Source organism: Novosphingobium sp. (assembly GCF_025351285.1).
Taxonomy (GTDB): Bacteria; Pseudomonadota; Alphaproteobacteria; order Sphingomonadales; family Sphingomonadaceae; genus Novosphingobium.
In genome coordinates this window covers 1-10,700 of record NZ_JANXWG010000033.1, presented here as the reverse complement: position 1 = coordinate 10,700, position 10,700 = coordinate 1, and the positions used below count along the sequence as shown (strand labels likewise).

Genomic DNA, 10,700 nt, shown 5'->3' with positions numbered 1-10,700 from the left:
GCGCTCGGCATCCTCGCCGTTCATCTCGCGTCGTGATCCCGCCGCACCTATCTTGTGCTGTGGCTCAAGCGGGATGCCTTGGGCTTCCAATGTCCGATGATCGACCCGCGCCTCAAGGCCAAGCTCGGCCATGCGGGTGTTTACATGGTCGGCCCAGCTCTCCCGCCATGCTCCAAGAAGCTCTTTACTATTCCAGTCGCGCTCCTTTTGACCAAAGCCATCTGGGCCAACCTCCCGCATCGACAGCATGACATGGGCGTGGGGCTTGGGACTGCCATCGGCGGCCTTGTCCCAATGGACATTGAGGTCGGCGATCATGCCGCGCGCGACGAACTCGCGGGCGACAAAATCACGCGCCAATGCGATGCCGTCAGCCTCGTTCATCTCCCGTGGAATCGCAAACTCGACATCGCGGGCAAGCTGCGCGTCCTTCCTAACCTCGCCCGCCTCAACCGCATTCCAAAGCGTCTCGCGGTCAGCGAGCCGTTCCGGCGCACCCTCGGGTAACATGATCTCGGAATGAACGACACCGGCCTTGTTGGTAAAGTCATGGTCGCGGCCAAGGCGTTCGTCGGTCAGGCGTTCGGCAGCGCGGTAGGCAGCCGATGCAACCGCGCTCGACCCATTGGCGCGACTGACAACTTTGGCAGAGAAATGGTAGATCGCCATGACGAACGAAAGTCTCTCACTTTCAAGCGACGTTGGCAACAACGTATAAGCGCGCACTCAAAATTGTCTTCGTCACTTTTGGCGTGACTTGCTTCGCTTTTGGAATGGCGCAGTTGTCGGAGACGCGGTTTGCGCTTACGCTGCATCTATTGATGCCAGTAATCGGAGGTGCGCTATGCGTAAAGTCCGGGATTATGATGCTGAACTGAAAGCGCTCAGCGACAAGGCGCGGCTGATTAAGGCCCGCAAAGTCGAGCAGCTTGGCGCGCTTGTAACTGCCACAGGTGCCGACATGCTCGACGCGGCAACGCTCGCCGGGGTGCTGCTCGATGCCTTGGAATCAAGCGATGAAAAGGCGAAGGAGGCATGGGCGTCGAAAGGCGCTGCCTTCTTTCAACGGCGGGCGCGAAAGACTGTTGGCCGCGTTGGTAACAAGCGAACGGGCGTTGGCGAAGAACGCGGCGGCGAGGCGACGCGCTGAATCAGGACAACGACGATTTGATACACGGGAGTGGGTGGTGGAGCGACGCGAGCGGACAAGGCACCTGATTGAACTGGGCGGTCTCGTCCAGAAATCAGGCTTGGTCGAACTCGCGAGCGATGATCGCGCCACGCTTTACGGCGCGATGCTCGATCTTGCCGGTCGCGCCGGGGATGATGACGGCGCGACCGCGCTGGCGCTGTGGAAACGCCGGGGCAAACGCGCGTTCGATGCCGAAGCTGCGGATGCCGCGTTGTCGGCTGACGCTCCAGCCAAGGAGGATTGATCGGTGAAGGATCGGCTCCTCGGGTGCGCGTTGATGCTGTTCGCCGGAGTGCTGCTCATCGCATGGTGGCTACCGAAGACGCACACCTCATTCTGGTCGATCCTGATTGGTGGCCTTGCCCTGTGGATCGGGGGCATTTACCTCAAGGTGCGGCTCGCCCGCCCCGATACCACGCTTGGTTCGGCGCAGTTCGGATCGCGCGCCGATGTCAACGCGCTCGCGAAGAACAAGGGCGATCTGCTGATCGGGCGTGATACCTTTGGCCGGATGCTTCGGTATGACGGCCCTGCCCATCTCATCACCATTGCCCCGACGCGCTCGGGCAAGGGTGTCGGAACGATCATTCCCAATCTGCTCACCGCCAATCGGTCGGTGGTCTGCATTGACCCGAAGGGTGAGAATGCCCGTGTGACACTACGCCAGCGGGAAGCGTTCGGGCCGGTTTATTGCCTCGATCCGTTCGCAATCTCGGGACGGGCAACGGAACGCTATAATCCGCTCGACCAATTGCAAGCAGACAGCCTCGATCTGGCCGAAGATGCGATGACGCTCGCCGATGCGCTGGTGTTCGACGAAAATGAAACCGAAGCGCATTGGAACGAAGAGGCCAAAGCCCTGATCTCGGGCATCATCCTTTATGTCATCTGCCATGACGATGCTGCGCACCGGAATCTGACCAGTGTTCGGGAATATCTGACGCTGGCCCCTGACGACTTCGCCGCACTGCTAACGGTGATGCAGGCGAGCGAAGGTGCTGGCGGATTGATAGCGCGCGCCGCCAATCGCTACCTGAGCAAATCGCACCGCGAGGCGGCGGGCGTGCTGTCGGGTGCGCAGCGGCACACCCATTTTCTCGATAGCCCGCGCATCGCAGCTGTGGTGGGCGGGTCGGACTTCGCGTTTGCCGATCTCAAGAACGAAGTGGCGACGGTGTTCCTGATCCTCCCGCCTGACCGGCTCGATACCTATGCGCGGTGGCTGCGTCTTCTGCTCGCGCAGTCGATCAACGAAATGGCGCGGTCGTCCGCCAAGCCGCCGCGCCCGGTGCTGTTCCTGCTCGATGAATTTGCCGCGCTCGGGCGGCTGCAACCCGTCGAGCGCGCAATGGGCCTAATGGCCGGATACGGCCTGCAACTCTGGCCGATCTTGCAGGACATTCACCAGTTACGCAGCCTCTATGGGAAGAACGCCGGGACGTTCCTTTCCAATGCCGGTGTCCTTCAAGCCTTCGGGGTCAATGACTTTGACACCGCCGATATGCTCTCAAAGACGATGGGACGCGAAACCATCACCTACGAAACCGGCGGACAGAGCGAACGGGACGTGATCGTCAAAGACCCAGAACGATCCGTGAGCAAAACCCAACACCTCGCCACCCGTAATCTGATGGACCCGAACGAGATCATGAAGCTCGCGCCGGACACGCTGCTGCTCATGCGCGTCGGCGAAAGCCCGCTGATCGTAAAGAAATTGAAATATTACGCCGACAACGACTTTGTGGGGATGTTTGATGATGCGTGATGCGCATGGCGGCAATCGACAAGATTGCGGACATTCGTTCAAGAGAATCAGTGTCTTGAAACCCGCCGTTCGTTAATCGCCGGTCGAGCTAAAGACCTCTGGAAGTAGCGCGATTCCAGCCGACAGCGGCGTGACGTTGCGTGCATTTCCGATGCTAACTAGTCCCGCCTTGGCCATCGCACCTAACAATGTGCGGCCAAGCTCGCCGCCAAGATGTTCGCATCGCTCGCTCCAATCGAGACAAGAGCGCCCGTGGTGCTGCCCTGCCGCCACTGATATACCGAGATGGGTTGAAGCCCATGCCGCCCCATTGGCAGTCATCACCCATCCCCTTGCCGACGCTGCTATAGAGTCCAGTTCGGTCAGATAAGCGAACAAACGCACCCCCGCCGTTCCAGCTAAATGCCCATAACATGTGCGCGCAAAGCGAAGCTGTTCATCGCGCGGACCAGGGCGACGTTTCGGCGCAGCGTGTGCCGATAAGACCTGCAATGCTTCAATCGCCTGCGCCACATCAGGTCCGGCAAGGCGGACATAGCGATGACGCCCCTGCTTCACTTCGCTGATCAAGCTGCCGGCGCGCAACCGGGTGAGATGGGCGCTCGCAGTTGATGCGCCCACGCCGGCCATCGCAGCAAGTTCGCTGGGCGTCCAAGCCCGTCCGTCCATCAATGCACTTAGCATCCGTGCACGCGCCGGATCGCCCATCAGCGCAGCGACTTCGGCAATGTCGGGGCCTTCAAACATAGTTTGATAGTGAACGAAGCATTTTCTCTATGCAAGCCGCTACAGCAGCATCCAGGGAGATGATGATGAACCGCAGAACATTCATGGCCGCAACGGTGGCCGCTGGAGGCATGGTTATGACAGGCAAGGCACAAGCGCGACAAAGGCGCGTGCGATTTGGCGATGTGGTAGGGTCGCCGCGCTTGCACATTCGCAATCTACGCAATCACGGGGCGCCGCCAGTGCTCTATGTGCACGGCGCAACATTTCCCTCGGCACTGTCAGTCGGCTATCGTTTTGCCGATGGCGGCTCATGGGAAGGCGCGCTGCATCGCGCCGGGTTCGACCCATGGGCGTTCGATTTCGAGGGCTTTGGCGGATCAGATCGGCCTCCGGCGTTTGCCGCAGCGGCTGACGCGTCGCCGATCCCCTTGCGAGCAGTGGATGCGGCTCAACAAATTGCGCGTGCCGTCCGCCATGTGCTGGCCGCCACAGGTGCAGCCCGGCTTTCCATCATATCGCACAGCTGGGGCACGATCCCGGCGTCGCGCTTTGCCTGCGATCATCCAGAATTAGTCGACCGGCTGGTGCTGTTTGGACCCATCTTGCCGCGTCAACCAAGCGGCGCTGCGCCCGGCAACAACTTGCCCGCAAGTGGCGCTGGCATCCCGGCCTGGCGCTTGCTGACTGTCGCCGAACAGCGTGCGCGTTTCATCAATGATACGCCTCCGGGCCATGCCAATGTGCTTGCCGAGCCCGACCTTGCGCAATGGGGACCTGCATGGCTGGCTACCGATCCTGACGCCGCATCGCGCATGCCCCCTGCGGTTAAGGTTCCGACCGGGCCGCAAGCTGACATATTGGCGAGCTGGGGCGGCGGTGACCTCTACGATCCACGCCTGCTCCGTTGCCCGACATTGCTTGTTCGGGGCGAATGGGACAGCCTGTCGACCGCTGCGGACGCCGAGCGGTTGCGAACCCGTATTGCCGGGCCATTTCGCGAAGCCGTCATCTTGGAAAGCGGTCACCTTGCGCACATCGAAACCAACCGCACTCTGCTGTGGTCTGCGATCAATACCTTCCTGCGCGAAGGATTGAGGCGATGATCGCAGTCATATTCGAAGTGCAGCCAACCGACGAAGGCAAGCCCATTTATCTCGATCTTGCCCAAAGCCTGCGCAGCGAACTTGACGAAATGGAGGGATTTGTCTCGATCGAACGGTTTGAGAGCCTGTCAACGCCAGGCAAGCTATTGTCATTGTCAATCTGGGAGGATGAGGCTGCTTTGACCCGCTGGCGGGCACATTGTGGCCATCAGACCGCGCAAGGATCAGGCAGACAAGGGGTGTTTTTTGACTACCGGCTGCGCGTTGCGTCCATCATCCGTGACTATGGACTGCACAACCGCGCAGAAGCGCCAAATGATCGCGCGTGGCGGTAAGCGAGCATAGAAACCCGCCTGTCAGCTCCCCCCAACAAACCGGTCGCAGCTATCTCCCGAATAAAGCGGGGCGGCAAAGCCGCCCCGCCGAGTTGTCATTCGTCGGGCCGCTCGCCGGGCTCAAAGTCGCCCGCATTGCGCCGGGCTTTGGCGAGGATCGCGAAACTGTCGACGATCAGGTCGACCGAGTAGTTGGTTCGGCCATCAGCCTTATAGCTCGATTGACCGATGCTCCCGGTGACGCGGACGAGATCGCCAATGTCGGCCTTGGCGAGCTTGTCGCGCAATTCGCCGAAAAAGGTGAGCCGGTTCCAGCGGGCATTGGATTTCCAGCTGTGCCCATCAAAGCGGTTGTAGTTGGCGGCAACTGAAATGTGGGTGACCTTCTTGTCGGCGTCGATCTTGCCGATGCGCCCGATGATGTGAAATTCTGTAATATCCTTCACGAGACTTCTCCTGATTGAGCGTCAGGCGAAATGTCCTGACGGACATGACAGGGCCGCGCCCCGCCTGCGCGCAAGCCAAAAAACGGAGGCTCCATTCATGGAAACCGTAGGCGTGAAACGTCGGTTTTTTGCTTGCGCGCATCAAGGCGGTGCAAGCGGCCAATTTCCGTCAATCAAGGACAGAAGCTGATACGCGGTTGGGTTTTCAGTGCAGAATGCGGTTTGGATATTTGGGGCTGGCAGGCCGATGCTGTCAGACGCTCCAGTCCTCCACCTTGAGGATGTCGATCATCGAAAGTGCCTGATCGGCGCTGACGAGCGTGGCATCAATCGCCAGTGCATGGGCCGCAATCATCAAATCGAGCGGCGCGATAGTGACGCCCTTGGCTTCGAGCGCGGCACGCAGGGTTCCGTAATGCGGCGCGATGGCATCGCTCCAGGGCAGAATATCGGTATAACGCAGAAACTCGCGCACCAGCTTGGCAAGTGCCGTCGCCTGCGGGCGCTTCGCCAGACCGTAGTGCATCTCGCCAGCCGTGACCGAGGAAATTGCCAGTGCCGAAAGCGGCACCGATGCGGCGCGAGCGCAAACCGGCTCCCGCTGCCGCAGGATCGCGCTGGCCGCATTGGTGTCGAGCAAATAGCGTATCGTCACGCTTCTTCCCACCCCTCGAAGGGATCGCGATCCTGCGGCGCTGTCCGCCTCTCATCTTCGCCGAGAAAATCTCCGGGGATGTCAGCTTTCAGCTTTCGCGCAAACGCGAAAAACTCTGCAAGGCTCTCTGGCTTGCGCGACAGGATGACATCGCCGGTCTGCTCATCGCGCCGGATACTCACTTCGCTACCCTCAAAGCGGTAGCTGAGCGGCAGGCGCACGGCTTGGCTTTTGCCGTTCTGAAATAGCTTGGCGGTTTGACCCATGACGGAGACTCCTCAATATAGACTTTAATCTATCACAAATTGATGATTGGTGAAAGGCAAAATCGCGCGCCACTCCATTTCCCGAAGCGGCGCGGCGGCAAAAAGCCGCCGCGCCGCTGGCGGTCCGATGGCGAAGGTATCGGGCTTGGCCCGTCCGAACGGACGGGCCTCGAAATTGCGGGATGGGTCATTGGGCAATCGTCAAAACATCTCGATCTGGTCGCGCATCGGATTCCAGAATCCGATGTCGAGCGGGCGCTGTGCTCGGCGGGGCTGCATCGGCTGATTGGCCAGCCAGCCAAGCCGCTCCCCCATGCTGACGGGCGCAACACCCGCCATCATGATCTGGGCGGGGTCGGGCGGCGTGATCTGCGGTAACGTCTTGCGCTTGGCCATTGTCTGCACCCGCTCAATATTCTTGCGCCAGCATGATGGTCAGCACCCGCCGCGTGACGGCGGGGTTGGCCGGGTCGTCGCTGCCGAACCGCAAATCGCGGTCGTAATAGTCCAGCTTCCAGAACACCCGTTCGCGCTCGTCGTCGCGCGCCCTCGGGCGTTCGGTCGTCCAACGGCCATCGGCAAGCTGATAGACGGCCCCGAAATCGCGCTCGCCGTGCGGGTCGCTGTCCTCGTCGAAGGCGTCATAAGTTTCGATCAGTTCGCGGACGCGGGACTGGTCGGCATCAAGCAGCGAGCGGAACCCGACTGTCACAAAAGCGGTGCAGGCCAGCCCCATCGCCTGCCGCGCCCGATCATTCAATCGGGCAATCAGCGCCGTCCGCTCGCACTGGCTCGCAAGGGTCGCGCTCATTGCACCCGCCCCCTGCGGCTTTCGCAAATCAGGATCAGCGCCCCGAAATCCTCGCGCTCGCCAAGCCGGTCGGCGATCCGCCGCACACACTCCAACGGCAACCCGTTCTCGTTCGCCACGTCGCGCAGATAATCGTCGCGGGTCTCGGCCCCGCACTCCCGATACATCAACTGCAAATCACACATTTCCTGCCTCCTCATAGGCTGAAAGCCGCATCGCTCTGCGACCTGCGGCTCTGCCTTCCGGCGAGGATGGGAGGGGGAGGGAAAGCTGAATCGCCGCCCTGGCGCGGGCCAGCGGGCGCGCAGCGACCGCCACTCGGGGGCGGCTATTCTGCTTTGGGAACGAGAGGGCAAAGCCCTTGGCGTTCCCACACCATCAGGAAACGGAGGCGATCAGCCTCCCTCAACCGCACCGCGGCACCAAAAACGGCACCCTTGCACGGCGCGACGTCGGCGGATGGTGTGCGCGCGCAACTGTGCGCCAGCGCCCATCCGACAAGGAGAGAGGCAAGAGCGCCAGCGGGTCAGCTCAGGGAAGCCGCACCCTCAAGGAGCGAAGCGGGAAAGAGTGCGACCTTGGAATTTCCCGCTCAACTTCCCACGCTCCTGATCGTCACCGGAACGGCCAAGACTCTAGGCTTGGTTCGCGTAAGCGAATAGAGCAGGTTGCCGCACGGCAGCGCACTCGGTTCTGAACCTCCGCTTACCAGAAAATCGAGGATATGGTTTGTCTGAAAATGCAAACCGTGCCAAAGATTTAAGCAACAAATACGGAAGACTCTATTAGTGTTTACGCAGCTTCACGCACATTATCATGCCCATAAGCTAACTCTGGCAGGCACCGACGACGAAGCGTTTACACGTTCGCTCACTTCGGCGCGGGTTGAAATGAATCCACATCAAGTTGATGCGGCACTTTTCGCCCTCAAGTCTCCGCTTTCCAAGGGCGTCCTACTCGCCGATGAAGTTGGATTAGGGAAAACGATTGAAGCGGGCCTAGTCATTTCCCAAAGATGGGCCGAGCATAAGCGCCGGATCATCCTGATTGTCCCCGCCTCACTACGGAAACAGTGGCAACAGGAGCTATTTGAAAAATTTTCCCTTCGCAGCACCATCATTGAGGCCGCGACCTATAAGGCGATGAAAAAGGACAAGGTCGCCCGCCCGTTTGAGTCCGCAGATGGCATTGTCATCTCATCCTATGAATTTGCCGCCCGCAAGGCTGATGAACTGCGCGCCGCGCAATGGGATCTCGTGGTCTTCGACGAAGCCCACCGCTTACGCAATGTGTATAAGAAGGGCGGCTCCCAGCGCGCCAAGGAACTGAAAGCCGCGCTGCAAGACCCGTTCAAAATCCTGCTGACGGCAACGCCGTTACAAAATTCGCTCATGGAACTCTACGGCATCGTCTCGGTGATCGACGACGAGCATTTCGGCGGCGAAAATGCGTTCAAGGCCCAGTATGCGGGCGCTTCGGCCAATACCAGCGCGCTAGACGTGCTGAAAGAACGGCTGGCTCCGATCTGTCACCAGACGCTGCGCAAACAGGTGCAAAAGGCGGGACATATCAATTTCAAGCGGCGCAATGCCCGCACCTTCACCTTTGATCCTTCAGCCGACGAACTCACACTCTACAATAGCCTGTCGGCATTCTTGCAGCGCAAGGACAGCATTTCCTATGGCGACAAGGCCAACCAGCTTGTCGTTCTGCAAGTTCGCAAAATCCTCGGCTCATCGACCTTCGCCGTTGCCAGCTATCTCGACAAATTGATCGAACGGCTGCGGCGCAAGGAACGCGCGACGTTGGACATTACGGATGACGTGGAGGACATCGAAACGACGTTTGAAGAGGCCGATGTCGATGACGAGGCCGATAAGGCCGAATCCATTGATCCAGTGAAGCTGGCGGCGGAAATCGCCGAACTGGAAACCTATCTTGCGCTGGCCCGCTCGATCGGGAGCAATGCCAAGGGCGAAGTGCTGCTGCACCAACTGCCAACGGTGCTTGATGAAATCGCCAACAAGGGCGGCAAACGCAAAGCGGTGATCTTCACCGAAAGCGTCCGCACTCAAACCTATCTGAACGAGCTGCTCGGCAGGCATGGCTATGCAGGACAGATAGTCTTGATGAATGGCTCCAATGCTGACCCTGCCAGCAAGGAAGTTTATGCGGCTTGGAAGGAGCGCCACAAGGGAACCGACAAGATTTCCGGCTCGAAGTCGGCCGATATGAAGGCAGCGATTGTCGAGGCGTTCAAGGGTGATGACAAGGCCATTTTGATCGCTACCGAAAGCGGCGCGGAAGGCATCAACCTTCAGTTCTGCTCGCTAATCGTCAACTATGATCTGCCGTGGAATCCGCAGCGCGTCGAACAGCGTATCGGGCGTTGTCACCGCTACGGACAGTTGATCGACGTCACCGTGGTCAACATGCTCAATCTCAAAAACCAGACAGAGCAACGCATTCACGATCTGCTCGCCCATAAATTCCACTTGTTCGAGGGAGTGTTCGGCGCGAGCGACGAAGTTCTCGGCGCACTGGTCAGCGGCTTGGATTTTGAACGCGAAGTGCTGCGCATCGTGCAGGACTGCCGCACCCCCGAACAGGCGGAGTTTGAATTTGATGCCCTCAAATCCTCAATCGAGGATAAGATTGACGCCGATATGGAAGAGGCCCGCGCCAAGGTGCTGGGTGCGCTCGATAGCGAAGTGATTGCAAAGCTGCATCACCGCGAGGCGGAACTGGCAACCAGCGTGCCAGAATTCCGGCAAAGGCTCCTGACCATCGCCAAAGCGGAATTGCCCGGTGCGGCGTTTCCCGCGCCAGACAGCCAGCGGTTCGATCTAAATGGACTCACGTTCACGACCGAGTGGCCGATTGCCGATGACAATGATTGGCAATTCTTGCGCGTGTCGGATGGCCTGGGGTTGGAAATCGTCGAAGCCGCCAAAGCGCGCGATCATGCGAGCCAATCCGCCGCACTGACATTCCGGCCCGATGATTTTCCCTATGCGGGGCAAATGGGTGCGGTGAAGGATTTGGCCGGGCAGTCCGGCTGGCTGCGGGTGTTCCGGGCAGTGATGCCCACGCCCGATGCCCTGCGCGAAGAATTGCTGATTGCCTGTAGCAGCGATGCCGGGGCGCTCATTTCGGGCGAAGTGGCAGACAAGATGTTCATGGTTCCCGCCAAGAGAACGCCGTCACCCGCGCTGACCGCGCCCGATGAAGCATCGCTCAAAGCTATCGAACATACGCAGTTCGCGGCCTTTTCCGACAAGATCAAGAATGAGAATTTTGCGTGGATTCAGGCCGAAGAAGACCGGCTGGATCGCTACGCAGCGGATATTGAAATCGAACTTGATGCCCAGATTGATGCGCTGGAAACCGAGGTCAAG

Annotated in this window: 14 protein-coding genes; 6 read left to right on the top strand and 8 right to left on the bottom strand. The window is 59.7% G+C overall.

What is annotated here, in order from left to right:
- On the bottom strand, window positions 1–669 hold a 669-nt coding region (gene mobQ, locus Q0R16_RS03920; protein ID WP_295632206.1), incomplete at its 3' end, for a MobQ family relaxase.
- Between the two features lie 175 nt (window positions 670–844).
- Between mobQ and Q0R16_RS03915 the strand changes: the two genes are divergently transcribed.
- The 3 genes from Q0R16_RS03915 to Q0R16_RS03905 are packed head-to-tail and all read left to right on the top strand — an operon-like array spanning window position 845 to window position 2,957.
- Entirely contained in the window at window positions 845–1,150 is a 306-nt protein-coding gene (locus Q0R16_RS03915) for a conjugal transfer protein TraD (protein ID WP_295632203.1), read from the top strand.
- Window positions 1,151–1,187: 37 nt separating this feature from the next.
- A complete protein-coding gene (locus tag Q0R16_RS03910; RefSeq protein WP_295632200.1) occupies window positions 1,188–1,436 on the top strand; it encodes a conjugal transfer protein TraD in 249 nt (82 codons plus the stop codon).
- A 3-nt stretch (window positions 1,437–1,439) separates the two neighbouring features.
- The gene (locus tag Q0R16_RS03905; RefSeq protein ID WP_295632197.1) at window positions 1,440–2,957 is read left to right on the top strand and encodes a type IV secretory system conjugative DNA transfer family protein; all 1,518 of its coding nucleotides are present in this window, start codon (window positions 1,440–1,442) and stop codon (window positions 2,955–2,957) included.
- Between the two features lie 72 nt (window positions 2,958–3,029).
- Here the strand turns inward: Q0R16_RS03905 and Q0R16_RS03900 are convergent, their stop codons facing one another.
- Entirely contained in the window at window positions 3,030–3,704 is a 675-nt protein-coding gene (locus tag Q0R16_RS03900) for a winged helix-turn-helix domain-containing protein (RefSeq protein WP_295632194.1), read from the bottom strand.
- A gap of 65 nt (window positions 3,705–3,769) precedes the next feature.
- Here Q0R16_RS03900 and Q0R16_RS03895 point away from each other — a divergent pair, with 65 nt between their 5' ends.
- Window positions 3,770–4,789 carry an alpha/beta hydrolase gene (locus Q0R16_RS03895; RefSeq protein ID WP_295632191.1) on the top strand — a complete coding sequence of 340 codons (1,020 nt, stop codon included), beginning with the start codon at window positions 3,770–3,772 and terminating at the stop codon, window positions 4,787–4,789.
- On the top strand, window positions 4,786–5,124 hold the full coding sequence (locus tag Q0R16_RS03890; RefSeq protein ID WP_295632189.1) for an antibiotic biosynthesis monooxygenase: 339 nt from the start codon (window positions 4,786–4,788) through the stop codon (window positions 5,122–5,124). The genes Q0R16_RS03895 and Q0R16_RS03890 overlap by 4 nt, the downstream gene beginning before the upstream one ends.
- Window positions 5,125–5,219: 95 nt before the next feature.
- Here the strand turns inward: Q0R16_RS03890 and Q0R16_RS03885 are convergent, their stop codons facing one another.
- From Q0R16_RS03885 to Q0R16_RS03860, 6 genes are all read right to left on the bottom strand, one after another.
- Window positions 5,220–5,570, bottom strand: a complete 351-nt coding sequence (locus Q0R16_RS03885; RefSeq protein WP_295632186.1) for a single-stranded DNA-binding protein — start codon at window positions 5,568–5,570, stop codon at window positions 5,220–5,222.
- Between the two features lie 253 nt (window positions 5,571–5,823).
- Window positions 5,824–6,210, bottom strand: a complete 387-nt coding sequence (locus Q0R16_RS03880) for a type II toxin-antitoxin system VapC family toxin (protein ID WP_295632183.1) — start codon at window positions 6,208–6,210, stop codon at window positions 5,824–5,826.
- A gap of 11 nt (window positions 6,211–6,221) precedes the next feature.
- Window positions 6,222–6,491, bottom strand: a complete 270-nt coding sequence (locus Q0R16_RS03875; protein ID WP_295632181.1) for an AbrB/MazE/SpoVT family DNA-binding domain-containing protein — start codon at window positions 6,489–6,491, stop codon at window positions 6,222–6,224.
- 201 nt (window positions 6,492–6,692) lie between these two features.
- Window positions 6,693–6,887, bottom strand: a complete 195-nt coding sequence (locus Q0R16_RS03870) for a hypothetical protein (RefSeq protein ID WP_295632175.1) — start codon at window positions 6,885–6,887, stop codon at window positions 6,693–6,695.
- A 13-nt stretch (window positions 6,888–6,900) separates the two neighbouring features.
- Entirely contained in the window at window positions 6,901–7,302 is a 402-nt protein-coding gene (locus tag Q0R16_RS03865; RefSeq protein ID WP_295632172.1) for a DUF3768 domain-containing protein, read from the bottom strand.
- Window positions 7,299–7,478: a hypothetical protein gene (locus Q0R16_RS03860; protein ID WP_295632168.1), complete on the bottom strand. Its 180-nt coding sequence runs from the start codon at window positions 7,476–7,478 to the stop codon at window positions 7,299–7,301. The genes Q0R16_RS03865 and Q0R16_RS03860 overlap by 4 nt, the downstream gene beginning before the upstream one ends.
- 612 nt (window positions 7,479–8,090) lie before the next feature.
- Between Q0R16_RS03860 and Q0R16_RS03855 the strand changes: the two genes are divergently transcribed.
- A partial coding sequence (locus tag Q0R16_RS03855; protein WP_295632165.1) for an SNF2-related protein occupies window positions 8,091–10,700 on the top strand: 2,610 nt, incomplete at its 3' end.